The 26,141-nt window shown below is 60.3% G+C and carries 25 protein-coding genes; 23 read left to right on the forward strand and 2 right to left on the reverse strand.

Annotation, left to right across the window (positions count from 1 at the left end; all coding sequences use genetic code 11):
* The 13 genes from NO887_RS14290 to NO887_RS14345 all read left to right on the forward strand — a co-directional run bounded on the left by NO887_RS14290 (nucleotide 1) and on the right by NO887_RS14345 (nucleotide 16,476).
* A complete protein-coding gene (locus NO887_RS14290) occupies nucleotides 1-1,122 on the forward strand; it encodes a TraC-like domain-containing protein (RefSeq protein WP_006184777.1) in 1,122 nt (373 codons plus the stop codon).
* Nucleotides 1,115-3,325, forward strand: coding sequence for a VirB4 family type IV secretion system protein (locus tag NO887_RS14295; RefSeq protein WP_256418930.1), 2,211 nt, complete (start codon nucleotides 1,115-1,117; stop codon nucleotides 3,323-3,325). The genes NO887_RS14290 and NO887_RS14295 overlap by 8 nt, the downstream gene beginning before the upstream one ends.
* On the forward strand, nucleotides 3,291-7,703 hold the full coding sequence (locus NO887_RS14300; RefSeq protein ID WP_256418931.1) for an ATP-binding protein: 4,413 nt from the start codon (nucleotides 3,291-3,293) through the stop codon (nucleotides 7,701-7,703). Before NO887_RS14295 ends, NO887_RS14300 begins: the two co-directional genes overlap by 35 nt.
* Before the next feature lie 447 nt (nucleotides 7,704-8,150).
* Nucleotides 8,151-9,404: a phage NrS-1 polymerase family protein gene (locus tag NO887_RS14305; RefSeq protein ID WP_256418932.1), complete on the forward strand. Its 1,254-nt coding sequence runs from the start codon at nucleotides 8,151-8,153 to the stop codon at nucleotides 9,402-9,404.
* 73 nt (nucleotides 9,405-9,477) lie between these two features.
* Entirely contained in the window at nucleotides 9,478-9,942 is a 465-nt protein-coding gene (locus NO887_RS14310) for a DUF8030 family protein (RefSeq protein ID WP_135830713.1), read from the forward strand.
* A 148-nt stretch (nucleotides 9,943-10,090) separates the two neighbouring features.
* Nucleotides 10,091-10,375 carry a DUF8069 family protein gene (locus NO887_RS14315; protein WP_135830714.1) on the forward strand — a complete coding sequence of 95 codons (285 nt, stop codon included), beginning with the start codon at nucleotides 10,091-10,093 and terminating at the stop codon, nucleotides 10,373-10,375.
* Nucleotides 10,375-10,698, forward strand: a complete 324-nt coding sequence (locus tag NO887_RS14320; protein ID WP_135830715.1) for a DUF7558 family protein — start codon at nucleotides 10,375-10,377, stop codon at nucleotides 10,696-10,698. Before NO887_RS14315 ends, NO887_RS14320 begins: the two co-directional genes overlap by 1 nt.
* A gap of 105 nt (nucleotides 10,699-10,803) precedes the next feature.
* A complete protein-coding gene (locus NO887_RS14325; protein WP_006183561.1) occupies nucleotides 10,804-11,511 on the forward strand; it encodes a DUF7437 domain-containing protein in 708 nt (235 codons plus the stop codon).
* 9 nt (nucleotides 11,512-11,520) lie between these two features.
* A complete protein-coding gene (locus NO887_RS14330; RefSeq protein ID WP_006183560.1) occupies nucleotides 11,521-12,051 on the forward strand; it encodes a PIN domain-containing protein in 531 nt (176 codons plus the stop codon).
* A 601-nt stretch (nucleotides 12,052-12,652) separates the two neighbouring features.
* Nucleotides 12,653-13,516, forward strand: a complete 864-nt coding sequence (locus tag NO887_RS14335) for a DNA-binding protein (RefSeq protein ID WP_211313523.1) — start codon at nucleotides 12,653-12,655, stop codon at nucleotides 13,514-13,516.
* A gap of 223 nt (nucleotides 13,517-13,739) precedes the next feature.
* Complete coding sequence (locus NO887_RS14340) at nucleotides 13,740-14,666, forward strand: transcription initiation factor IIB (RefSeq protein ID WP_256418933.1); 927 nt, start codon at nucleotides 13,740-13,742, stop codon at nucleotides 14,664-14,666.
* Nucleotides 14,667-15,859: 1,193 nt separating this feature from the next.
* Nucleotides 15,860-16,012 (forward strand): DUF7837 family putative zinc-binding protein, encoded by a 153-nt coding sequence (locus tag NO887_RS18820; RefSeq protein ID WP_457769213.1) that lies wholly within the window; start codon nucleotides 15,860-15,862, stop codon nucleotides 16,010-16,012.
* Nucleotides 16,013-16,065: 53 nt separating this feature from the next.
* Complete coding sequence (locus NO887_RS14345) at nucleotides 16,066-16,476, forward strand: TRAM domain-containing protein (RefSeq protein ID WP_256418934.1); 411 nt, start codon at nucleotides 16,066-16,068, stop codon at nucleotides 16,474-16,476.
* A gap of 608 nt (nucleotides 16,477-17,084) precedes the next feature.
* On the opposite strand, the gene NO887_RS14350 is transcribed toward NO887_RS14345, so the two are convergent.
* Together NO887_RS14350 and NO887_RS14355 are read right to left on the reverse strand one after the other, a co-directional pair.
* Nucleotides 17,085-17,492, reverse strand: a complete 408-nt coding sequence (locus NO887_RS14350) for a hypothetical protein (RefSeq protein ID WP_230892486.1) — start codon at nucleotides 17,490-17,492, stop codon at nucleotides 17,085-17,087.
* Nucleotides 17,493-17,623: 131 nt separating this feature from the next.
* Nucleotides 17,624-17,797, reverse strand: coding sequence for a hypothetical protein (locus NO887_RS14355; protein WP_230892487.1), 174 nt, complete (start codon nucleotides 17,795-17,797; stop codon nucleotides 17,624-17,626).
* 279 nt (nucleotides 17,798-18,076) lie between these two features.
* Here NO887_RS14355 and NO887_RS14360 point away from each other — a divergent pair, with 279 nt between their 5' ends.
* The 10 genes from NO887_RS14360 (at nucleotide 18,077) to NO887_RS14405 (ending at nucleotide 26,140) form a co-directional block, all read left to right on the forward strand.
* A complete protein-coding gene (locus NO887_RS14360; protein ID WP_256418935.1) occupies nucleotides 18,077-18,703 on the forward strand; it encodes a hypothetical protein in 627 nt (208 codons plus the stop codon).
* 289 nt (nucleotides 18,704-18,992) lie between these two features.
* Nucleotides 18,993-19,880, forward strand: coding sequence for a biosurfactant protein 1 (locus tag NO887_RS14365; RefSeq protein ID WP_256418936.1), 888 nt, complete (start codon nucleotides 18,993-18,995; stop codon nucleotides 19,878-19,880).
* 144 nt (nucleotides 19,881-20,024) lie between these two features.
* Nucleotides 20,025-20,213, forward strand: a complete 189-nt coding sequence (locus tag NO887_RS14370; protein WP_096396460.1) for a DUF8012 family protein — start codon at nucleotides 20,025-20,027, stop codon at nucleotides 20,211-20,213.
* A 106-nt stretch (nucleotides 20,214-20,319) separates the two neighbouring features.
* On the forward strand, nucleotides 20,320-20,700 hold the full coding sequence (locus NO887_RS14375) for a hypothetical protein (RefSeq protein WP_006183452.1): 381 nt from the start codon (nucleotides 20,320-20,322) through the stop codon (nucleotides 20,698-20,700).
* Between the two features lie 68 nt (nucleotides 20,701-20,768).
* A complete protein-coding gene (locus NO887_RS14380; protein WP_006183451.1) occupies nucleotides 20,769-21,431 on the forward strand; it encodes a DUF6735 family protein in 663 nt (220 codons plus the stop codon).
* A gap of 37 nt (nucleotides 21,432-21,468) precedes the next feature.
* Complete coding sequence (locus NO887_RS14385; RefSeq protein ID WP_006183450.1) at nucleotides 21,469-21,753, forward strand: DUF7967 family protein; 285 nt, start codon at nucleotides 21,469-21,471, stop codon at nucleotides 21,751-21,753.
* Between the two features lie 61 nt (nucleotides 21,754-21,814).
* Nucleotides 21,815-22,564: a helix-turn-helix domain-containing protein gene (locus NO887_RS14390; RefSeq protein ID WP_006183449.1), complete on the forward strand. Its 750-nt coding sequence runs from the start codon at nucleotides 21,815-21,817 to the stop codon at nucleotides 22,562-22,564.
* A gap of 60 nt (nucleotides 22,565-22,624) precedes the next feature.
* Nucleotides 22,625-24,997 (forward strand): heavy metal translocating P-type ATPase, encoded by a 2,373-nt coding sequence (locus NO887_RS14395; protein ID WP_015299293.1) that lies wholly within the window; start codon nucleotides 22,625-22,627, stop codon nucleotides 24,995-24,997.
* A 121-nt stretch (nucleotides 24,998-25,118) separates the two neighbouring features.
* Nucleotides 25,119-25,541, forward strand: a complete 423-nt coding sequence (locus NO887_RS14400) for a DUF8025 family protein (RefSeq protein WP_006183447.1) — start codon at nucleotides 25,119-25,121, stop codon at nucleotides 25,539-25,541.
* Nucleotides 25,542-25,648: 107 nt separating this feature from the next.
* Nucleotides 25,649-26,140: a DUF7995 family protein gene (locus NO887_RS14405; protein ID WP_006183446.1), complete on the forward strand. Its 492-nt coding sequence runs from the start codon at nucleotides 25,649-25,651 to the stop codon at nucleotides 26,138-26,140.
* The last annotated feature ends 1 nt before the right edge of the window (nucleotide 26,141 follow it).

Raw genomic sequence — 26,141 nt, forward strand, 5'->3', positions numbered from 1 at the left:
ATGTCAACCGATAAAGACGCAGCTGCACGGCGAATCATGAATCAGTTCGGAGAGGAAGGTCGTATCCCGTACCTCAACATCGAGGAGGGTGATGTCGGCGTTCTCATTGCCTTCCCCATTATCGGGTTGTTCGTGGCCGGCCTCACCGGTATCGAGTCACTTGCCCTCCCGTTCGTAGCTGGCGGCTTGGGCTTCGGCGTGGCCGTCATCTACGTCTCACCGAATCACTTGAACGCCTGGACGTGGACGAAAGACGTCTATCGGTACGCCAAGCGACCACAGATCACGTTCAGCGCCCCAGACAACGCGGAGAGCGGCACGAATGAGACGACACGGAATGAGGGCGGGTTCGCCAACTATACGCCGTTCAAACCCGACGAACGAACCCAGGACCTCACGAACGTCAAGCGGGCGTGGCCCGGCGTTGGTACCATCCAGCGGGCGGACGGGACGATGGAGGCGTTCGTCGAGATCCAGCCGGGGAACATGGATTTCGCCATGTCCGACGACTGGGCACAGCTCCAGGAGGCTGGCGAGGAATTCGCTAATAAGGAACTCGACTCGAAGCTCAAAGTCCATGCTACAACTCGCTCGTTCCCGGTCGAACAAATCATCGAGAATATCGAAAACCGTCTCTCCGACGAAGACGTCACGCAGAACCCGATATTCCATGAGTTGCTCGAGGAATACCGGGAGACGCGCCCGAAGGAAATGCGCGACCGGGGCATTCAGCAGGTCCGGTACTACATCGGCGTCGAGGTCAGCCCTCTGGAGGTCTACGATCGCTACCGAGACGAGGGAACACCTGCTGAGAAGCTCACTAAGTTCCCCGTTATCGGGTTCCTGTTCAACCCGTTCGTAACACGACGAGAGGACCTCACCGACGTCGAGCGACGTACCCAGATGTTTGAGAAGCTCGACAGTCGCGTCAACGACCTGCGGGCCGAGTTCATCCAGCAATCCTCTGGCTGGTCCGCTCGTCGCCTTAGTACGGTTGAGCTGTTCGTGCTGAACATGGACTTCTGGAACGGCCGGGAACACGACTACGACGACGCAGAGCGCGTCGTTCGCGAGCAATCGGTCGTCGGCCATTCGCGCCGGGAGGACGAGTCCGATGCTTAACGTCCTTCTCCAGGCCGGTGGGGGGGCAACCGACCAGGCCACCGAGTGGTTACTGAATCCAACGTCGACCGAAGGCGCAGCGCTCTACGTCCTTCTGGCCGTCATCCTCGGCGTCGCTGGCAAGCTTCTGTGGGGTCGATATCACAGCACCAACGATGAGGAGGAAATCGATTTCTCGGACGTCCTCGACGAAGAGACGCTGGAGGAAGGCAACGCAGAAGGGCAGATCCTGGACGATATCTCAGAGTCGCACAAGACGGTGACGGCGCCGGCCGCCATCGAGTGGGAGACGCGAGCAGCCCACGTCGGCGAGCAGTGGACGACGACACTGTACATCGCCGACTACGCCGACTATCCCAGCGATGGCTATCTGAGCGACCTCTTCGAGATGACGGACGTCCAGTTCGATTTGACGGCCCACATCACGCCGAAAAATCAGGAGCGGGCCCGGAACGAACTGCAAGACATCGCGGACGACCTCCAGGTCGATGCTGACCTCGAACAGAGTATCCGGAGTGCCTACCTGCAGGAACGCGCCAACGAGGCTGCAGCGACGTACAAGGCCGTCGAGAACGGCGCGAACGTCTTCGACCAGGGGATGTTCATCACCGTGCGGGCCGACGAGAAAGACGACCTCAGAGACGCCGTCCAGACGGTCAAGAGTGCGCTCCGCGACGACCCGGCGAACCTCACGCCGAAGACCGCCATCTGCCGGCAGGATCTCGCCCTCCAGTCGGCCGCGCCCATCGGTGACAACGAGTTTGGGCGGACGTCGATTGCGCTCGGCGGCGCCGTCGGTGCGTTACTGTCCTCGCCGCACAACGCGACGATTCTCGAGGAGGGTGGCGTCGAGTTCGGGATTCACAAGGACAACCAGAGTCCCGTGGTTATCGACCCGTTCGCAAGGGACAACGGGTACGCGATGTTCACCGTCGGCGACACGGGCTCGGGGAAGTCGTTCAGTTCGAAGCAGAACTTCATCCGTTCGATCGAGCAGAGCAAGGACCGTATCGGCATCATCCTCGAGCCGTTGAATAACTGGGCGGGGGTCGCCGAAGCGCTCGATGCCAAACGCATCACTGTCGGCGGGACGCTCGGCCTGAATCCCTTGGAGATCCGGGAGACGCCCGAGCACGTCCAGCGGGCGATGGGCGAGGACGCGAGCCCATTCAACGAGAAGCTCGACGACGCGATGAGCTTCCTCACGAACTTCTTCGCGCTGCGGGGCATCTCGCTCGGTGACCGCCGGACGACGCTGGAACTCGCGCTCAAGCGAGCGTACAAGCGCAACGGGATTACCGACGACATCTCGACACACGACAACCCGAGCCCGACGATTCAGGATATGATGGACGTCTTCGAGGAGATGGTTGACGACCCCGAGGAGTTCGTCGTCCGATCCGACGAGGAGGCGGGGAAGATCAAGGAGGACGCGACGTGGCTCCTCGACCAGCTCCGCCCCTTCGAGGACGACGGTCGGCACGGCAACCTGGGCCAAGAATCGGACTTCGACATCCGCGACGAGAAGGTCATCTACCTCGACCTCGCCCAGCAGGAGGGCAGTGTCGACAGCAGCACGGCGCTGACGATGCAGCTACTCATCTCGCTGGTGTACGAGCGGGCGAAAGTCTCGGAGAAGGAGGTCGTGTTCTACATCGACGAGGCACGCTACATTATGCAGGACGCCGCGAGCTTGGCGTTCCTCGAGACGGTGTTCCGCCACCACCGCCATCACGACCTCTCGATTCGGCTGGTCACGCAGACCGTCGACGAGTTCTTCGAGCACGCCGAGAGCGAGGCGATCCTGGACCAGTGTGCGGTGAAGCAGTTCCACCGCCTCGACGGGATGGACGAGGAATGGGCTGATGAGTTCGGCCTGAACTACGCACAGATGCGGTTCGTCCAAGATGCCGTGCCGGGCAACGAGGACGCCGGCTTCTCCGAGGCACTCGTGGGCGTCGACGGCGAGTGGCGCGGCATCCAGGTCAAAGCGATGCCCAAGGAGAAGCAGGTCATCGACTTCGAGCCGACCGAGCAACGGCGATCCTCGCTCCCCGGTGCTGGTGAAGACGCTGTGAATCCGGATATCCAGACATTCCAGGATGACCTCGAAGCCCGAGCAACCGGGAACGGAGAAACTGCACCCGAGCGGACGCCAGCGGAGACCGATGGGGGCTCAGAGGAAGGTGATGACGATGCGTGAGTACCTTCGCGTGACGCCGACATCCGAACAACTCACGCCGGAGCGTGTGCCGCAGGCACTGGAAAGCCTCCACAAACTGACCGCAACGGACTCGACAGGGCTGATCGACACACTGAATCCACTACATAGCGAGACACCACCCCGGTTCGAATTCCTCGCACTCAGTGACGGTGTGGATGAGCCCGTCGAATTCTACTACGGGGCCAACGAGCATCTGGACACTCTCGAGAAGCGTCTCCGGTCGATCTATCCCGAGACGTTCGACATCGAACGCACCGAGGTCGACGTTGCATCGCGACTCGTGCAGCCTGTCGAATTCGAACGGGAGACATTCGTCGAGCAGTATGAGTCGGGCGATCTCCAGTACGAATTCGGTCCTGACGAGCAATACGAACTAGCAGCTGAAGACGATAGTCAAGCGGGTCCAACAGACGCCGAATCAGCCGCGGATAGTGGGACAGTCGGCAATCAGTCTGCCAATCACATCATCGAAGTTGGGGGTACGGCCCTCGAACTCGCCCCACCAGATTCGATTCCCAAGGACGAGCCGGTCACAACGCTGGCGAAACCAACGATGACGTCGAAAGGAACGGTACTTGCGCGACCAGCGACTGATACCGTCTCCCCACTCGGCGTCCGGTGGCAGGGCTCGGCGACTCGGAAACAGGACTGGATGTCTTCGCTCTCGCCGTTTACTGGCGACGATATAGACGAGAGTCCCGATGCCGTCGACCAGCCCGGCGGCGCGCTCGCATCGCTCGTCGATGACTTGACGGAGGCGAGTGCACCACTGGCGTTCCACGTCGTCTTCGAACGACGGGCGAGCTGGCAGAGCGATGCCGACGTTCGAACGGAAGACATCATCGAGGGGCGGGACACCTGGCCGCAGCGGTTTTTGGGGCCACTCTTGGAGTTTGACGACGAGTCCGACCGCCGAAGCCGGGAGGATTTGAGTGAGACACAAGCAGCTCGTGTCGGATCTATCGAGGCGAAAAACGCGAAGCGCTCGTTTACCGCGAATATTCGCGCCCTTGGGGTGCCATCCAGTGACGACGAGCGTGAAGCACTCAACGAGGGATTGCAGTCACTCGCACCCGTCTTCGATACACTCGACGGGCCGTACTACGAAGTGGAAGCCGAACGGGTGCGCGACAACGGCTTGCGGCAGGCCAAAAAAGAGCAGCACGCACGAACCGCGCTGCAACGACTCTTAGATCGTGAAATCGCGACCGGCCGTGGAAAGACCCGACCCGAGTTCGTACTGAGCGGCCGCGAACTCGCGAACTTCCTCGTCGTTCCCTCTTCGGACCAACTCTCCGTGGAAGGCGAACGTGGAACGCGTGCGGAACAACAGAGCCGGAATCCACTCGCCCGGCCTCACCAGGACATTATGAGCGAGTTCCGTGATGGGATGGCTATCGGGTATGCTCTTGACGACACTGGCGACCCCGAAGATGTCCCGACACACATTCCGCCCCGCTTACTGCCGATGCATTACGGACGATTCGGCACCACCGGCTCAGGCAAGTCAAAAGCCCTCCTCAACGATATGCTCTCGTTGTACGACAACACTGAGGGGCCGACCATCCTCGTCCTTCCGAAAAACGACGAGATGGCGCAGAACTATATGCGGGCCCACGCGCGTCGATTCGGGATGACCGACCTCAAGGAGAACGTCGTCCACTTCCCGATCCCGGACGTGCTTCCCGGATTCTCCTTTTTCGATCTCGAACCCTCATTGGAGAGTGGCCGCCGCCGTGAGGATGCAGTCCGGCGAAAAGCCGACCACTACGAAGAGATCCTGAAGCTCGTCATGGACGAGGACCGATACAAGCGGGCGACGGTCGCCCCAACCCTCATCAAGACGCTCATCACCGCGCTGTTCGACGAGGAATACGGCCGTGAAAACGGCCAGTACCGGGAGTCAACCGATTACTTCGCCCACCGACAGCTCGAACACGTCATCGACCAGCTGTGGGAAGCCGGCCCGCCACAGCCGAATCTCGCAGACGCACCCCGATCAAGCGACGAGGAGGTCTCCCGCATGATCCGGCGGCAATTCCAACACGATTCGACCACCTTCGACAACGTGATGGGTGGGGTCACGCACCGCCTCAACTACATCTCACAGAACCCTCACCTGCGCCGCATCTTCAACAACACCGAGAACCAGTTCGACTTCCGAGAAGTGCTCGACGATAACCAAGTCATCCTGTTCGACCTCGGCGATCTTCGCGACGAGGCCGCCCGGATTATGACGGGCATGATCCTCACCAATCTCGACGACGCGCTCAAAGACCGCAAGCGCGACCTCACCCAGTACTCCGACGACTACGTCGTGAACCTCCTCGTCGACGAAGCGGCCTCAGTCGTGGTCTCCGATATCATGAACGACCTCCTCGAGAAAGGACGAGGATTCCGGCTTTCAGTGGGCCTCTCAATGCAGTTCCCCGAGCAACTGGAAGCTGAAGGTGGGCGGAAAGTCTACCTGAACGCCCTGAACAACATCGGGACCTCACTCGTCAGCAAGATCAACGTCGACCGAGAACTGGCTCGGGCGATGGCCCACGAGGAGATGGACCCGGACGATTTCGCCAACCGGATTCGCTCGTTACCCCGTGGCGAGTGGATCGGCAGCGTCCCGAGCCCAGCATTCGGAGAAACCGGGCCGTATCCGTTCAGTCTCACACCGCTCGAAATCCCGCCGGGCCATCCCGAGAGCGAGTACCCGCTGACACAGCGTGAAGAAGAACAGTTCACTGAGACGATCGCCTCGATGCACGAGGACATCAGTGACGACTACGGGGTGCCAGCGGAATCAGATGTGTCCACAGCGAGCGCACCTGCCGAATTACACGAGGTACTCAGCATCGAAAGCGACGACCTAGACGTCGCGCTAGCGAAGGTGGTTCGAAGCCGCCAGCTTCGAGACGGCTGTCGGGAAGAGAACGGCTGGGTAGATGTCGAAGCGGTTGACGAGGAACTCAGGCGGCTCTTCGAAGAAGTCGATGCCGAACCACCGTCGTATGAGGAACTAGCAGATATCCGCGAGCGATCACGCCATCTCGATACGACCGTTGATATCGAAGCAGACGAAATACGGATTCGATTGACCGACGCTGGCGAAGACATCGCGACACCCGAGACTGGGGGCGTACAAGCCGCCGGCGGACATGACCACGATACGGCACTCCTCCAGATCGAAGAAGAACTCAGCAAACTCGGCTGCACCGTCTCAATCCTCGCCCAGGATGGCAGCGAGAAACCTGACGCGAGGGCGAGCCATCCCGAGGTTGACGACCGATTCGCTATCGAGGTCGAGACGACGACGCCCGAGAATCCCGCGAAGGTACTCACGAACCTCCGAAAGGCCCAAGCAGCAGGGGATATCCCGCTGTTTGTCGTTCAACCTGGAAACGACGAAACTGAGTGGGCCAAGCGCGTTGACGGCATTCTCACACCACCCGTCCGTACACTCCAGAATGGTGAGACGCGATTCTACACGACTGACTCGAATCTCACGTTCAACGGCGGGGCAACCGAAGACGGTGGGGTGACGGCCGTGCGACCGGCGAACGGCGACGAGAACGGGACCCAGAACATCTGGCAGCGTGATGGCGACGAGATCGTCCTTCGTGATGCCAGCGAGACGGAACACATCCGCCTCCCATCGCTTGGAAACCTCTCGAAGGATCGTGTGCCAGCCATCTACAGCTACGACCACGCTGCCGACGAGTACGTCGTATACGAGCACGGTGAACAACACATCTACGAGACGAAATCGGCGTTCGAGGACGACTGGATTCGGATCAAAAAGCCGTTCGTTCCGGAAGACGAGTTCTCCACCCCAGAGTACAGCTGCGACAGCTACGTAATCGTGATTCTTGCCGATGAGAAGTCATCAGTCGTCTACACGGACGGGACAACGAAACCTCTCACAACCCTACTTGATCACTCAACCGCCCACAATGAATCAGAGGGAGACTCCAAAAACGACGACGAAAATAGTGACCGGGCGGAGACTGACTATCGGGCCGAATCTGCTCCAGAAGAGGATATGCCGAGGGAAGATTCCTCAGAGCAAATCTCCCAAACTAACGGGAGTGAACTCGATCACGACGCGGACGATTTCGAGTCATTCGTTGACGTGTACGTTACCGAAGAAGAGGACGCGGAACTCCCGAAGGATGATCTCTATAATGCGTATCGGATATGGGCAATTAGACACGACAAAGAAGTTCAATCGAAAGCATGGTTCTCCCGTTCTCTCGGGGAGTTCGTAACGTATGATACGAGTCGGATTCGTCAAAACGGAACCCGCGTGAACTGCTATACAGGTATTTCGCTCACGGCAGCAGGGCAACAGTTGATTGAATGAATAGAAATCTATGAGGTACTTGAATTCGAGATGGGTCATCAAAAAATCGCCCGAAGGCGTTGCCGGTCAGGGAAAACGACCAGTAACAGCACGAGAGGGTAAGAATCAAGAGTTAATGCTCGGTTATGGACCGAGAAAACCGCAAGACGGAACCGCCGGTCAGGGCATCTGGGAGGGGCAACAGTATCTAACATCAAGTGAACATACGAAATCGCAGGACGGCACTGCTGGTCAGGGGAAATTAAGAAAGGGTACTCCCGCCCGCATCAGCGGTCAGGGGAAAAACCACCAGACGGCGAAGCTGGTCAGGGGTATCACCGAGCGAAAACCAACTAGGATAGAACAGGGGGTCCCCGTTGGGACCAAGGGATTGGATCGAGGAGTAGAACTGAGTGAGTTCTATGCTGGCTCAGAATTAGTGAGAGCCATGCAAGGTACTGTGAGAACATGAGTAAGAATATCGTCAACGAGCCGGGGGCGATTCCGGAGACGCTACGCGAACGGGACCAGTGGGTGTGCTGGCGGGAGGAGGAGCGGGACGGCAAACCGACGAAGATTCCGGTGACGCCGGGGGCTGGGGGGTTCGCGTCAGCAACAGCGTCGGAGACCTGGGCGAGTTTCGAGGCAGCACTCGACTACACCGAGACGGAGCACGCCGATGGTGTCGGGTTCGTGTTTACCGACGACGATCCCATCGTCGGCGTCGATCTGGACGACTGCCGCGATCCCGAAACCGGCGACGTCGACGATGACGCACAGGACATCATCGCACGACTCGACTCGTACACGGAGGTGTCGCCCTCTGGAACCGGCTACCACGTCCTCATCAAGGGTGACCTCCCTGACGGCCGGAACCGTCGCGGGAGCGTCGAACTGTACGACACGGCACGCTTTTTCACCGTCACTGGCGACCACGTCGGGCGAACGCCCACACGTGTTGCACGCCGACAGGACGCGCTCGACGCGATTCACCGCGAGTACGTCCAGAACATCGAGCGTGACACGACTCCCGAATCCAGGCAGCGTGGTGACGCTGACGGCCAATCAGCGACGAATGATGCAGACGACGTCGACCTTGAGGACGAGGAACTCCTCGAGAAAGCGCGAAACGCGTCGAACGGTGAGAAGTTCGAGCGGCTCTGGAACGGGAATATGGGTGGCTACGACAGCCAGTCTGAGGCTGATATGGCGCTGTGCTGTCTGCTGGCGTTCTGGACCGGCGGCGACCGGACGCAGATGGACCAGCTGTTCCGTCAGTCAGGGCTTCACCGCGAGAAGTGGGACGAGGTCCACTACGCCGATGGGTCGACGTACGGCGAGAAGACCGTCGAGCGAGCGATTGCGAACACCTCGGAGTTCTACGATCCGGACACCGGCGATGATACCGAAGACCGCGACACCACCTCTGCCGAATCATCTGTCGACACCCGTGACAATTCAGAGCGGAGTCGCGCGTACCTGACCGAAAAGAATCGACTGTTGAGCGAGCGCGTCGACGAACTTGAAGCGACGCTCGAACAGAAAGTCGAGCGGATCGACACCCTCGAAGCAGAGGTTGAACGGCTCACCGACGAACTCGCTGCCCGCGACCGAGAGCCCAAGCAACCCCAAGACGAGCAAGCCGTTACTGCGAACGAGAGTGAGGATGAGTCAGCGACTCGCTCCGTATGGGGGCGATTATTCGGCGGCAGTTCAGAATAACGATGTAACCGCGATAGAGCGTTTTTCACCCCGTTATGGGTGACGGGGTTGTCGAACTGCCCCGGAACAACACATGCATTCTGAGCGACAGCGAGACCCAATCCGTCGTATCGACCCCCACCCGGACGAATCTGACGCAGCGACAGCGCCATGGGCCGACCTTCGACTCGACGTCCCCAACGACCGGCGTGACGAGTCGATCGTGGCGTTCGTCGAGTGTGTCCTCGTTGAGCTCACCCACGAGGACGTCGGTGCCGAGTACCGGTCCTCGAACGCGTGGGGTGCTAAAATCGATCAGTACGTCGCCGCCGAGGCGACTGGCCAGCAGTTCATCAAGCGTCGGTACGACGAGCGCCTCGGGTGGGACGAGACGCAGATCACGCGTGAAGCGGTCCGCGACAAGCTGGTCTGGCAGCTCTCACGCTCCGAGTCGCTGGCAACGAATCGAAGCCACGCCAAGCCGGCCACCAACCCCGATACGTTCGTTGTGAAGCCCACGCAGCAACTGCGAACGGATTCAGGATGCGAGGAGTATTAACCAACAAATGCGAGAGACTTCAGCGATTGTTGGTTAATCATAGAGAGTCCAAGTCAGCCACCTGCCTGTCCGCTCTCTCCAGCCTGCGAGTTTATCCGCGCCGGAAGGCGTGAGGCGCGCTCGAAGTGCGTGCCATAGTTGAGTTCCCATGACTGGATCCGATATCCTCGACGACACGACAGCCGATCACGAGCGGCTTGAAACCGAACTTGTTGCACAGGACCGGGATGCGGCCCGGGTCGCGACGGCAGACATCGACGAGCAAAGTGCCCGCCGTCTCGTGAATGATCTCATCGAGGACGATATGGTGAGGCCGATCCCTGACCAGCAAGTCCTGGTTCACGACCCCAGTGGCGAGGCCTTCGACTCGATCACCCAGCTCGCCGTGTTCCATCGCGGCTGGCGGGCCGCCAGAGACGCGGAGGACGACTGATGCAACAGACGCTTGCTGGGTGTGCCTTCTGCGATGCACGTCCCGATACAGAGATGGGCGAGGCACATACCTGGGGGAAAGACGAACGGGTGACGCACCCGATCTGCGTCGACTGTGCGCTCCAAGAGCGGCCTGATCCCGAGGAGCGCGATCATCACGCCTGCGACGGGTGTGGCCTCGTCGTCGACGCCCTCGCGGCGCTCACGCGGTTCCGGGTGGAACTCGGCCATCTCGAGGGGCCGTTGCAGCTGTGTGGGCGATGTAGTCCCGGCGGGCCCGCGACGTACTGGACGCGAGATTTCGAGTCACACGTTGTCGAGTAGCCGGTTAACTCGGTGGAGCGTCCCTCAGCGTCCGTTCACATAAGCCAGTAGCACGTCACTTGCCGCACCGATAGTCTGAAGTACACGGACTTCGGACTAACTCCTATGGCTCCTGATCACGAGCACATTCGCCCAGATGGTGGAATCGACACGCTGGACCCGCCACCGATCGACATCCTCACCGAAGACACGCTCGAGCCGGAGACGCTGGCCGAGAACGCGCCCCGGCTCGAAACAGTCGTGGAACTGCTCAACCGCCCAGCACTCGCCCGCGTCTACATCTACATCTGCTACTGGGGCCCGGTCACTCCACCGGAAGCTATGGAGGCGCTCGATCTCTCGAAATCGACGGCCTACGAGTACGTCGACCGACTGGTCGATCTCGGCCTCGTCGACCGCGACGACTCGACACGCCCCCAGCAGCTGACCGCCGACCCGATCATCATCGTCGAGCAGTACGTCCCGATCGTCATCACGCCGACCGCCCTCCACGCCCTCGGGCTCCAGGAGGTCGATGAGGACATCAAGTACTTCGTGGACCGGTACGGCCTCGGGAAGCTCATCGCTGCATTGCGCGGCGCCGGGCTCCACTTCGCGGGGAAGACGACTCAGCGGATGGTCGCCAGCGACATCGACGTGCGCGAGACGGAAGCGATGATGATCATCTACGCGCTCAAACCCGCGCTTGCCGTCGGCCGGGAGCACGATCCGTTCTTCGAGTACCTCTTCCCGGATGTGCATGACGAGATGGATCTTCCCGATCTTGACGAGATAGCTGGTGCCCCGACGGATTCGTCGGACCCCGATAGGTGAGTTCATCGGATGGGTCGAGACACGCCATTATCCGCTGACCAGGACGTCCTCGTCGACGCGAACATCTTCTACGCGATCGGCCAGCCCTCGAATCCGCAGTACCAACGATTTCGCCGAGCCATCCAGCACGCCGGCGTCGTCTGCAAACTCCCCCGGCGCGTGATCGGCGAACTCGGTGGCTCAGAGACGGATCGTGTCCGGACGGCGCTCGACGAAGGATGGGCCGAGATCATCGATGCGCCATCACCAACGGACGGGGACGCTGTCGCGGCAAGCGATATCGCCAGACGGACCATCGCGAGTGAAACGACTAAAGCCGAGCACGAGGTCGAGAAGACGGACGCAATTCTTGCGGGCCTAGTCATTCAGTATGTGAGAGACCGCTCGACAACGGGTGTCGTCGTGCTCACAGACGATCAGCCCGCCAGGAAAGGCATCAAAAATGCCGTTCGAGCGCAAGGGTACACGGACGCGATCACGGTCTACGGCTTGGCGGACATCATCGGCGACGACCCGGGCGACTCGATGCGGCTGATCTAGACCGAGTAGTGACCCTCATTCCGAAAGCCCTCAGCCGCTCGGCATCCCACGCCCCACGCTGCGCGCCTCGTCCCTCGGTGCTTGCGGAGTCGGGGGACGACCGAAGCGGCCTCGCCCTTTCTGAGTCCACCAGGTAGTGGCTGGAGCACAGAGCGTCGAGAGTGGATGAACAGGTGATTCGTAACGGCTCGCCCCGCTCGCCGCTGCCGCCCTCCGCGTCGCTCGCGACCGACCATTCCGGGCATGCGGGCGCTCTCTGCACCGCCCGCGCCCGTTCCGGGCTAAAATGAATATGGTCTCGACGCCAGCGCTTCACCCGTCCGGGTCCTCCGGACCTCGGCTCCGCCGACCGCGACGGACAGTGGTTGCGTCGCGGCGAACGGGGAATGCGCTGGCCGCTCGCTCCGGGCGGGTCGGCGCGCGCGGCTGGATGGTTGGCCGCCTCGGGCGCGCTCTCGCTCGCGCCCAAGAGGGCGCTCGCGAAGGCGCGAGCGAGAGCGCGCAGACGAGTCTATTGGCCGTTGTCGTCGTAGAGAAATCCGCGATGTAGCAGCATCGCGGTGTCGGACGCGTGAGCGCCTTCAGGAACAGGTAAGTTCCAATGTCTAGTACAAACTCGAGTCGCAAGGTTGTTTCGGTCGATGAACAGGCGTTCGAACAAGCGGACAAGCAGGCAGTCGATGAAGACGGCTTCCCGATCGTCGACGAGACGCCGGAGTTCGAGGCGACGGTCGAAGAGGAAACGCAGGCAAAAGTGGATGCGAATCACCCGGACGGAATCGCGGACACGAGCGAGGACCGAATTCACGGCGTCACCCTCGAACAGGAGGAGCGCATTCAGGCGCGGGAAGCCGAACTGGAACGCATCAGTGCCCAGGCCGAGCTAGGAACGCAGGACGGTCGCGAGGAGCGCACGCGGGAGGTCGTCAGCGAACTGTGTGGCCGTGACGAGCCGAAATCGAAGGAGTACACGGATCCCCGGGAGGAGCTGACGCAAGAGGAACTCGCGGAGGTGAACACGCAGGCGATGCGGATCAGCGACGAAGTGCAGGGCGGCTGGGTGAGAGCGGTCGTCGCGAAGCAGTTGGCCGAGCGGGTGCAGCGCGGTCAAGACATAACGAAGGCGGTGTTAGAGCTGGTAGACGAACTGAAGGCAACGCCGGGAGCAGTCGTGCCCATTGCGGATGTGCCGGATATCGCGGTCGGTGAGGTGACCGTTGAAGGCCAGGTAATCGAACTCTGGTCTCCCAGTAGTAGCGCGATTCAACAAGTCGGGCTGATAGCGGATGACAGCGGGAAAATCAAGTTCACCTGCTGGGAGAAATCCGGGCAGACAGTGGTGCGTGAAGGTCAGACAGTGCGGTTCCGGGCGGCTGCGAAGAACTGGTACGAAGGTCGGTGCTCAATCGCGCTGACCGGGTGGTCGCGTATCGAATTCCCAGAGCGCGGCCGCTGGTGGGAATAGCCGGGGCGACGCGCCCCTTTTTTGCTGGTGTGTACGCGTCACCGCCACCTCCCACCACCTCCACGGTCCGGGCTGCTCACGGCGCTGTGCGCCGTTGCGCGGCCGGGCTTTCGCCACCGCAGCCCATCGGTGGCAGCGCCGTCCCGTGTGATGTGTATGTGCCCCTCGATGGGTGAGGGGCGTTCCGAGAGACGCGATCCGCGTGAGTCCCCTCGTGCGTACCATGGCAACGAGAAACATCTATGAGACGACGTTCGACGAAGACGTCCAGACCGACGCGGAGTTGAATCAGTGTCCCGAATGCGACGGTCGGGTCACCACTAATGCAGTCGAAACCGTCTGCGAGGACTGTGGGCTCGTCGTCGACGAGCATCAAATCGACCACGGGCCGGAGTGGCGAGGGTTCGATGACGACGAGCGAGAGCGCACGGGCGCTCCGTTGACGGCGGCCCGCCACGATCGAGGGTTGTCGACGGAGATCGGCCGCGGAACCGATGCGAACGGGAACGAACTCTCAGGACAGAAGCGACGCCGACTGTTCCGGATGCGGCGTGAACAGACCCGTGGGCGGTTTCAGTCGAAAGCTGAACGCAACCTCGCACACGGGCTTAGTGAAGTCCGCCGGGTCAGTAGTGCGCTCGAACTGTCCGAGACGATCCGTGACCAGGCCTGCCAGCTATTCCGCAGCGCTCAGAACGAGGACCTCCTGCAGGGCCGCTCAATCGAGGCGATAGCCGCCGCGAGTGTCTACGGAGCGTGTCGGTGCAACGGGCGGCCGCGAACGCTCGACGACATCACCGATTCAGCGCGCGTCGAGCAATCGCGGGTGACGAACGCATACACGACGCTGAATACGGAGCTTGGCCTGCCAGCCCAGCCCGTGACGCCCAGTGCGTTCGTTCCGCGGTTGGCGTCGGAGCTCGACGTCTCCGATCAGATCCGGCAGCGGGCTCGGCAGCTGGCGGAAGCATCCGAATCGACCGGAGCAACCACGGGGGTTCGACCATCCGGGTTCGCCGCAGCCTGTCTGTACAAAGCCGGACGCGAAGACGGGCGGTGGCTCACCCAGTCGGACATCGCTGAAGTAGCGAACGTCTCAGCGGTCACCGTTCGGACCCACCGCGACACACTGGACGAACTGGCTGTCTAACGCCTCTACTGTTGATTTTCAGTTGTCTGTAGAGGCTGTCATAGAACGCTTTCAGCGAAGTTGATTTCATCTATCTCTACGGTGAACACGCCGATAAGCAAGCCTGCGAATTGACTATTTGGTGTAGGTTCCAGTAGTGCGATTTAATCAGCAGGTTCATACTGAACGGATTTATTTTTGAAGTAATGTCTGTTCTTCGAACGGTACTATTTGATTGGGACGTGAATCGGGTTTCCAGGATTACTGCAGTTGGACTAGCCCTTTACATCTCACAGGATATAGCGGATGAATTTCTCACAGAGTTAGTCGTCGTAATTATACTCTGTGGCACGCTCGATATCGTGCTTAACATCGTACTTAACCGGCTGTGGTCGCTTGTGGTTCGCATCTCGGACCGGCTGAAAGCCGAGTAACTTGATATATCCGTCACCTGTACTTACCGAATCTGATCACCACATCGAGGCGAGTTCTCCTCAGCTGATTTGGACTGAAACACCCGGTAGGTGAATGTGCGAAGTTACGGGTGACTTAGCCTGCTATGCGTTGCGCAATCAGGAACGAGACAGTCAGCAAAAGCCACGTACCGATGAGGATAGCCCACGTTATCGGGTCACTCAGGTAGGTTATTGCTTCCTCTGTTGGGTAGAGAATGAACACCCACATCGGTAGCCCAATTACGACACAGGCGAGAAAGAAGGCGAGCACTTGAACCACTTGATTATCAAAATAATCCACGCCGAATCTGTCAGAGGATTACCGACGAGTATCCGTCAAGGCTTCGGTGAGTGGGACGCCTGTACTTACCGTTTGTCGGGGTAGTCATAGACGGTGTGTGTGTGCCGTTTGATGACGCTCGCTGCCGAGGAGCACGATCAGTTACTCGGAAATCCGGTGGTGCCCGATCTCGTCTGATCCACAGTCAGGACATTGATCTGCGTCTGGTGGGAGCTTCGTTCCGCAGTGGCGGCACTCAACGACGACCTCCGGCTTATCACCGGGGAGTAGCCGAGCGAGTACCGCACGGCCACTCATGAGTATCCGATATTCCGGCAGCAGTGAGTTAATGGTACTGGTGCGGGATTTTCTCCGGAAATCCGGGGGTGTACAACCAGTAAACCCGCCAAAGGCTTATCTTCCAACCGGAGTGAACTCCACGTGGAAGGACCTGTCACACGCTCCTTTCACCCCTAGGCATGCCTACCGATGACTCGTCGCTTGGTCAGTGTCCGGACTGCGGGGACCCGATTACCTCTGCGTGGTTGCTTGTTGAATACAGGAAAGACGATGGGACTGACGGCGTTTGGGCAGAGTGTCCATCGTGTGGGGACGTCGTCGCGCCAGAGTAGTAAGACAGCACCATCAAGTGGCCTTCACAGCGTATCTCAATCAGAACACGAGAATGGAGATTCCCACCCAACTGCGGTGTCTATTCGCTGGCGCTGTCGAACAGCAAGACGGGACGTATCTCATTAAGATTCCCGAGCGCGAGATAGACCGTGGCGAGCTGCAGCAGGGCGACACGTACCGCGTGGCTGTTCTCGGAGCAGCAACCACCGACGACGCTGCCGAGACCCCCACCGACTCACAGCGCGAGCAGACGCCGAGCACGCCACCGGTTGGCGAAGGTGAGCAGCGAACCGTCGAAATCGAAGATATTGGCGATCAAGGAGACGGCATCACGCGTGTCGAGCGTGGCTTCGTCGTCATTGTCCCTGATACCGAGCGCGGCGAGCGTGTCACCGTCGAAATCACCGACGTCACTGAGAACGTTGCCTTTGCCGAGATCACCGAGCGCGAAAATCACGACTAACAATTCCCGGGTCTGATATCTGTCTGAGCGAGTGCTGGCCCGTGAGCTCGTCCTAGTAGACGATTGGTGTGGTGCAGCCACACACTCAGTGACACTCTCGGGGAGAGGGCGTTCCATATACAGTAACTACTAGTAGACTCGGAGAGAACGATATCAGTCGTATCACCGGCTCTTATTGGTGAAATCCCGGAGGTATAGTGTGCCGACGATTAACTTCTAGTGCGCTTCTCTTCACCAGTGTGTCCGGTGCAATAGCCGCTCAGTAGGTGGCGCATTTTGTATACTCACACTTAAAGAAGACAGTACAAGCTACACAAAGATAGGGCTACTCGGAGCGGAACGCTGTCACCCGTTCTACGGTAGCCGTACACTTTTTATGCGGTAGTACGTAGACTAATTCAGTATGTCACGGTCAAAGCTCATCGCAGGTGTCGCTATTGTTGCTATCATTAGTATTCTTCTCCGTCGTCGTGGAGATGGAGCAGCGGAATCCGATAACTGATTCAACTGTACTTACCGAAGCTACGCATCACATCGAGGCGGATTCTTACCAGCCTATTTGGAGTGAAACAGCCGCTTAGTCGGTGTGCGTACTGAACAGACTGCATTTACTGGGGCGTTTTGTTCCGGAGCCAACGCTCCCCACCTGCGAGGAGAGCGTACGCGACGAGGTAGAACGGTGTCAGGTAGAACACGAGGGAGAACCCCGGGGCATCACCGTGATTGTTCCAGAGTGGGAGTGTGTGACAGAACAGGAGGATGCACGCCAGTAACACGGCGGGGCTTCTCAGGTCGAATTGTAGCCAGAGCAGGATCGGGATGCCCACGGTTCCGAATCCCAGGAGTGAATACCAGAGCACAGCCCACCAGACTGGCCCATGAATGGTGGTCGAGGGAGACAAGAGGTACACGTAGCCGAGTACGAGCCCAGTGTAGACGAGACTGGCTACGGTGCTACTGAGGAGCGACCGCCCCCAGCTTTCAGTCTGTTTAACACGCCCGAGGTTCGGTCGCATATATTATGAAATGTCCGTGATTAGTAAATATTTTGTCTGTACTTAGCGAAGTCACGCACCACAGCAAGGTAGGTTCTTACCAGCGAATTTGGAGTGAAACAGCTGCTCAATAGGTGTGCGAATATATCGAGTCAGTTGCTTAGGAGAGCATCGTATCCGCCTTTGTAGCTCAGGTAGTACGCGACCACTACGAGGAGTACGAGGACGAACAGCTGTCCGAATATATCGGGTGGCGAAATAATCGCTGAGAGCGGAAACGCGACGAGGAAGCTGATAATAAAGCGAACGTGTGGGGAGTCAAGCATATTTCGACCGAATACCCAGCGCAGTAAATAGGTTGTCCATATGAAACGATGCGTGTTCCACCTGTACTTACCGAATCTGATCACCACATCGAGGCGAGTTCTCCTCAGCTGATTTGGACTGAAACACCCGGTAGGTGAATGTGCGAATCTAACGCTGATACCTCCTTCAGTTATGTGTGATGTTGGTAGAGTCGTGCTGCAATACAAAGCGCGTATCGCGCAGCGGTGAGAACTTATTCATCCCCGAAAAGTTATAACAGTCAGCTATGATTTCGATCCATGGGACGAGTCACCTCTTCATATATGAAATCACTCGAACAGTGGAGTCCGACGCTATTTCTCCTTGGTGGGGTAGTCCTAGTCGCTTTCGCGGCGAGCTTGGCCGCCATCGGGCTCATGGATATGTCTTCCCCGCGGAATATCTTGGCTGGTGCTGGATTCACTCTCGCTTTCCTGGGCCTCTTTGGGTTGTGCGCCGGGCTCACGGACCGAAGTCCCCGGCTGGCACGCGCCGGTAGTATCTTTGCAGTCCTCGGCGGGGTAGGATTCACTCTGACGTTCGTGTTAGGTATCGCTGAGTTCGTGGAGATAACGCCCCCAGCCTGGGTTGAAGCCGCCCAGCTACTGAATATCGCCTCGATTGTCCTCGGATTTCTTCTCGTCGGTATCGCAAGCCTGCGGACTGACGTATACCCACAGTCCCTCGGAGTTCTATTATTCGTGCCGGCAGTCCTCTTCGCTGCGAACATAACCCGTGTAGCGTTCTTGGGCCCGTGGACTCCCTCATGGGCACCATTCCTCCTCGGAAGTCTACAGGCCATGGCCATGTTAGCCATTGGCTACATTCTCCATGACGAGTCCACTCCGACCGAGCCTGCGGAGCGACCGATCGACAGAGCTGCGTAAAGCACGTCGGGCTACTCCCGTTTATTGGCTCTCTGCTATATGTTGATCCAGTACTGAACTACTGAATTCACCCTCTGTATCCGCCACGATTCTTGACAAGGACTGGGTGGTTCCTACTCCGTAGCGTCACATCCGTCCCCTGTACTTACCGACCTGCGTCAGAATATGTTATCGGTTGAGGATTTCAATAGAGCCGAACCGTTCTATGACACCTCCTGTCTGTAGGCTAATTGATGTGAGAGCTATTGTTTAAACCCGAAGACGAAGCATGATACGGCCAGAATACTCTATGACCGATCAGTACGCCGACTACGAAGCCCTCCGACCGCTCGGCGAAGCGACCCACGTTCCCGACGACCAACTCGCCAGTAGTAGTGGCCAGCCCCGGCGGCAACGCTCTGGTGGCGTCGACGCGAGCTATCCAGACGACCCGACTGCAGATGAGACCGAGTGCAATTCCTGTGGAGCGTCGATCCCCGCTGGCCAGTCGAAGTGCCGGTTCTGTCTCACGAACCATCTCGAAGCAGCCGACGATCAGGACACATCGACTGCCGAACAGACTCTCCTCCATATCATCCACATAGTCGTTGAGGCGTCGACGTTCTACGGCGCCGTCGGGAAGGGATCTGCTGCGGCCACCCTCCTCGCGAAGGCAGACGATGACCCAGTAGTCGATGACTGCAAGCTAATCTATGATCTCGACGAGGAACCGGCCCCACGGCTTGTCGATCAGTGGCCCTCGCTCCCCTCGGCGACACGGGTCACGTCTGAATGTGGTAATCAGCTGCTCGCGGCTGCTCGTGAGCGGACACCGTGGACAGAGATGACGCAGTCCTGTCACGACGGCGAGCACACGACGTTCCTCTACGACGAAACCGGGAGCGAGGTTCGCACCGAAGCTCGTCTTGCAAGCCTACGTGAGGACGCAGACAACGACCTCTGGCTGGTGCCAGCGATTGCGCTCCAGAAATCCGTTGACAAGACCGATACCGAACAGCCACGACGCGAGCGCCCAAACAGAACTCACCTCGAGTGTCGAGAGTGTGATCGGGAGACTAAGCATCGATTCCGCGAATTCGAGGCTGTCCCCGATGACGAGTGGACCGGGCAGCCAATGTGGGGCTGTCAGCGGTGCGGCACGCCACGCTACGGGCCCGAACCCGAAGCCGATCAGTAAAGACGACGTCAAATTAACCAACAATTCTGGTGTCGGCTCGGAGTTGTTGGTTAACAGAAGCCAGCTCGCGACCACCCGACGATACCACACCTGCTGACTGCCCGCCGGTGTTTTTCGGCGCCGAGAATTGGCGGAGGCGCACACATGGATCCACGAGACACCCCCGGCTATCGACTCCACCGCGCGCTCAGTAGCCTCACCAGTATCGACAGCGACCAATTGGAGCCCGCTGATCGAGAGCGAATTAGCACCGCGACGACGCTCCTCGAGCAGGTAGATTTTCTCACCCAACCGAATACGACGAGGGACGGTGACATCAACAGAGAATCCTGACAGCTCGACGCATCGGCAGCGCAACGTCATGTGGCCGTCACAGCGTGAGCAGTTGCTCGCCCCCTGAAAGGGTGCGGGGGCGCGAGACCGCTCCCGAGAACAATCCATGGCAACATTGCAAGCCGCAACGACATCGACCGGCGCGCTCGTATCGGATCCACAGGCAGTCCGCGAACTCTGTGAGAACCACTGCTTCGGGACGCTCAACTGGGAAGTGGACGACGACGGCGAACTCGTTATCTGGGGCTACGACAGCTTCGAAGTGTACGAGGCCCGTGAGAACGGTCTTCCTGACTACGACGGTGGCATCGTCACTCACGAGTTCCTCCGGTCGCTCGCGGAGTATCTCGAACCGAACGAAGAATTCGACATCCAGACAGCCGGATTTACCAAGTGCCGGTTTCCCGTGCTGGCGAAACGGTACGTCGTTCGCGACGGCGAAGTCCTCCACGCGGACCTCAGTTCCCCCGACCCGATCGACGAGTAGCGTTGTTCGTCCCCCGGGAGGGGTGCGGGGCGATCCAGTCGTGGGTCGTCCTGCAAGGAGATTGTTCAATGGGCCACCGCGCACTCGTTGCGTACGAACGCACAGACGGACAGTACACGCTCCACTACTCTCATTGGGGTGCAGCGAATCTCAAGCTCAAGCACCGAATCTCGGCCGAAACACCGTTCGGTGGCGACGACACCGACTCGAAGTGGGCGAAACAGCTGCTGGCGGAACTGGCCGATGGCCTCGAAGCAGATGGCGTCGACGGCTACCTCGCCGGCGAGGATCGTCCGTCGTCGGTCGTCAAGCCGAAGCCCCGTGCCACCGGGCTCACCCTCGACGAGATCGTCGCGGACCACCTCGACTATCTCCACCACGAGGCGATCTTCGTGGTGTCACCCACCTTCGAGGTGACCGCCTATCGGACGCTGTGGTTCGGGCTGCAGTACGACTCGGAGACGGTCGAACAGGGAGAGACCGTCGGGAACGGCGCGCTCGCGACGGTGCGCTGGTACGACGGCAAGCCGGTCGGCGACGGCCACCTACAGGGACAGTTCGCGGCCCTCAAAGACGTCGTCGGCGACATGCTCGATAAGGGCGTCTTCACGCCGTCAACGGCGATACAGTATCTGAAACGGAAGCTCGCTGAGCGGGTCGGAGACCGACAGGAGCTGCTCATTCCGACCGGAGAATCACCCTTCGAGACAGCGAGTCTCGGCAAGCCGTAACACCAATCCCTTAGTGGATATCGGGGGACGTCTAAGTATGTCAAATCAGTCTGAAGATGACGTTCGTGTTTGGCTTGTCGAACGGACGTACTCCGATGACGAGCAGAACCTGATCATCCTCACCTACGCAACACCCGATGGAGAACAGTACTATCGGAAGGAACGCGCACTCACGTCCTTCACCGACGTCCGAGATACGACAGCAGCAGTCGATGCTGAACCCGGCAATCTTGGCATGGTCGATGACCCCGACCTCCAGGAGCAATACGCGGCCGAAGCACAGCGAATGCAGGAGGTTCACGACCCGGACGACGTGATCTGATACCCGCCAGTAGACATCGCCCCAAGCCATGGGTTATGTCGTGGCAGGCCTTAGTCGGGGTATGCGCGAACTCGTCTTCGCTCTCGAATACGAGCCCGGCTGCAACAGGGTGGCGGACGCCCTCGCAGACCACCCCGACGCTCGCGTTCGTTCACTCTCGCTGCACGCCACTGCCGACCAGCTCTGGCGAGTCGACCATGCCACCGGCACTCCGGACGCACTCGACGCCATCGAGGACGCGTTTCGCAACAGCGACTACTACGCCGACTGTCTCGCCACCGAGGACTGCGGCGCAACCCAGACCACCCGTGTCCTCGACCGCACGGACGACACGCTCATCCTCTACTCCGACTGGGAGCGGACCCCTGCCTGTGCCTCAGTCCCCCACATCGCCCGCGACCACCTCGGCGACGGTGTGCTGTTCGAGACCCGTCACGAGGGCCGCCACTACACGTGGCGGCTCATTCACTCCGACGAGGGCGATGTGGCGGCGTTCTTCGATTCCCTCGGGGTTGCCGTCGGGGAATGCGCCCAGATGGAGATGCTCCGCACCGCGGATACGACGACATCAGCTGGGGGAGGCGACGGGACACCGAGCGGCCTGCCGCCAGCACAGGAGGCCGCACTCCAGGCCGCTGTCGAACACGGCTACTACGAGTCACCCCGCGAGGTCGACGTCGGCGAACTCGCCGAGCATCTCGACGTGCCACGGTCAACACTCACCTACCGACTCCGTCGGGCGGAAGAACATTTGGCGAAGCAACATGTCGCCGGCGAGCGGGTAGCGGAAGAACGGCTGGCATCGCACTGAGGGCCGCAGTTGGAATATTCCAACAAAGACATATGGAACTCCCACTCCTACCGTGAGGTAATGACAGAGAATCCGGACGCAGCAGGAGAAACGAGCGGCGGCGGACAGCGACGTGAGCTGACCGCCCGCCTCGCCGTTCCCGAGATGGACTGTCCCTCTTGCGCCCAAAAGGTGGACAAGAGCCTCCAGCGTGTCGACGGCATTACTGACGCCACGCTCCAGCCGACCACCGGCACGGCCAACGTCACGTACGACCCTGATCGGACTAGCGAAGCCGACGTAATCAAGGCGATTGAAGGCGCCGGCTACGAGGTCGTCGGGGGCTCGGACGCTGAGGGCGATGATGAGGACAACCAGGCGACCGACGGCGTCGACATCGCGCCACCATCGGAGGTCTGGACGAGTCCTCGCGCGAAGAAGACGTGGCTCGGCGCGGCGTTCGTCACGCTCGGCCTCCTCTTCGAATTCCTCCTCACCGGACAGAACGTCACGGTGGCGAGCGTCCTCGAGTACCCGCTCCACATCGCAGATGTCCTGTTCCTCGGCGCCGTCGCCGCCAGCGGCATCCCCGTCGTCCGTAGCGGGTACTACTCCGCGAAGAACCGAAGCCTCGACATCGACCTGCTGATGGGGACGGCGATCATCGCGGCGACCGGTATCGGCTACTTCGTCGAGGCCGCCACGCTGGCCGTCCTATTCAGCATCGCCGAGCTGCTCGAGGACTACGCGATGGACAGGGCACGGGACTCCCTGCGCGAGCTGATGGAACTCTCGCCCGACGAGGCGACCGTCCTTCGCGATGGTGAGGAAGTGACCGTTCCCGCCGAGGAGGTCGACGTTGGCGAGACCGTCGTCGTCCGCCCCGGCGACAAGATTCCGCTCGACGGAACGGTCATCGACGGCGAGAGTGCAGTCGACCAGTCGCCGATCACGGGCGAGAGCGTCCCCGTCGACAAGACTGCCGGCGACGAGGTCTACGCCGGCGCGATCAACGAAGAGGGGTACCTCGAGGTAGAGGTCACCTCGACCGCTGGCGATTCGACGCTCTCGCGCATCATCGAGATGGTACAGGGCGCACAGGCGAAGAAGACCGAGTCTGAGCAGTTCGTCGACCGCTTCTCCGGCTACTACACACCCCTCGTCGTCGTGCTGGCAATCCTGACCGCCGCTATCCCGCCGCTGGTTATCGCCGACCCCATCTCGGTGGACGTGGCCGGGTACGGGTTCACTTTCGCCGGCGACTGGCAGACCTGGTTCATCCGCGGGCTCACCCTGCTGGTAATCGCCTGCCCCTGTGCGTTCGTCATCTCCACACCCGTCTCGGTGGTGTCGGGCATCACCAGCGCCGCGAAGAACGGCGTCCTGATCAAGGGCGGCAACTACCTCGAAGCGATGGGCGAAGTCGATGCCGTCGCGCTCGACAAGACGGGGACGCTCACGAAGGGCGAACTCGCCGTCACCGATGTCGTCCCGGTCGGCGACACCACTGAGGATGATCTGCTCCGTCGCGCCGCCGGGCTGGAGCGGCGCAGTGAGCACCCCATCGCTGCGGCGATTCTCGCCCGTGCTGAGGAGGCGGGCGTGGGCGACCTGCCCGACCCGAGTGGCTTCGAGAGCCTCACGGGGAAGGGCATCCGGGGCGAGATCGACGGCGAGACGTACTATGCGGGCAAGCCCGCGCTCTTCGAGGAGCTGGGCTTCGACCTCGCTCGAGCACGCCGCGAGACAGACGGCGGCGTCGTGGCGGAAGAGGCGACCGAGGCCGACGACGGGGCGTTCGCCGAGGACGCGCTCACCTCACTGGAGCGGGAGGGCAAGACGGTCGTTATCGTCGGGACGGAGTCGGAACTGCTGGGTGCAATCGCCATCGCCGACGAGGTGCGCCCGGCCTCGAAGCGGGCTGTCGAACGCCTGCACGAGCTGGGCGTCGAGCGCGTGGTGATGCTGACCGGGGACAACGAGGGCACCGCCCGCGCCATCGCCGAGCAGGTCGGTGTCGATGAATATCGCGCCGAACTCCTACCCGACGAGAAGGTCGACGCAGTCGAGGAGTTACAGGCGGAGTACGGGGAGGTCGCGATGGTCGGCGACGGCATCAATGACGCCCCCGCGCTGGCCACTGCGGAGGTCGGCATCGCGATGGGCGCGGCGGGCACCGACACCGCCCTCGAAACGGCTGATATTGCGTTGATGGGCGACGACATCGGGAAACTCCCGTACCTGTACGACCTGTCGCATACGGCCAACGGCGTGATCCGGCAGAACATCTGGGCGAGCCTCGGCGTGAAGCTTCTGCTCGCGTTAGGCGTGCCGCTGGGCCTGGTCAGCGTTGCGCTGGCAGTCGTTGTCGGAGATATGGGGATGAGCCTCGGCGTCACCGGGAACGCGATGCGGTTGTCACGAATCGAGCCCGATCGAATCATCGACGCCTGATTCTGCGGCGGGAAGTGCGGGCAGGACGCTCTTCTTTCGGGACTTACCTCCGCTACATCGAGACTAGTTGTGGTTTGTCTGGGGCAGAAAGGACTGAGCCCCACCGTTGGCTCGTGATTTGATGCCCGAGAATTCAGACGACGATCCATTCCACGATTGCGAGTTAGATCCCGACGCAGTCCTCGGGACGCGCACCTTCCACGATGTCCTGTTCACCGATGAGACGGAGACACCGGTGAACGTGCTCACTGGCGAGACGCCCGCACATTCACAGGCGACCGTCGAGGAAGCGAAGGAGTTCGCTGCGAGTATTGACACCGACACGCCACAGATTGCACTTCCGGCGTCAGTTGAGACGCAAATCGAGACGCAGAGTAAGCCCTACACGTCGGCTGCGTTCTTCCACTTCAAGGCGACGGGCTCGCTAAGGCGTCACCGCGCCTACCACGCCGCATATGACTCGGATGCGTTCACCGTCGACTTCGAAGCTGACTACGAGTCCGGAAACCTGACCATCACAGTCGATCGAACGAACGAGTCCTAAGAATCGACCGCTAGATCAGGGTTTTTCGAGCGCCGGCGATGGGTGCCGGCGCAGCAGGAGCGAACGATCAACCACTCCCGGTGCGTCGGCGTTTCGAGGTGTTCGAGATGCACATGGTAATTTACGCTCTGGTAGAAGAATCGACCCACGACGACGCACTGGCCAGCGGAAAGTCGGTGTTCGACCGCCTGGTCGGCGCGGACCCACACGCCGGCGCAGTCTTCGACTACCACGTGACGTTCGATGAGGAGGACACGTCCGTTGCGGGGAAGGCGCGATGGGGTGAATTGCCGACTGCAGCCCCCGTCGACTCCGATGCCGGCCAAGACCTGCTTGAGCGTGGCTGGGAGGCGACGAAAGAGGAGTTCGAGCGGAATCTCGACCGGGTGAAAGAGGCCATCGACGAGCTCTCCGATGAGGAGATCATGCGCGACGAAGATCTCGCTCGGCACGCCTTCCACCAGGTTGGCGCCTACGACGGGCCAACGATCTTCCTGTACAACGAATATGCGAACGGGATCCGTCACCGTGAGCAGCTGGATCGAGTGCTGGAGGAGAGCGAGGAGCTCTGGATCGTGCCCGCCGACGTCCACTTCTAAC

Source organism: Halorubrum laminariae (assembly GCF_024494655.1).
Taxonomy (GTDB): Archaea; Halobacteriota; Halobacteria; order Halobacteriales; family Haloferacaceae; genus Halorubrum; species Halorubrum laminariae.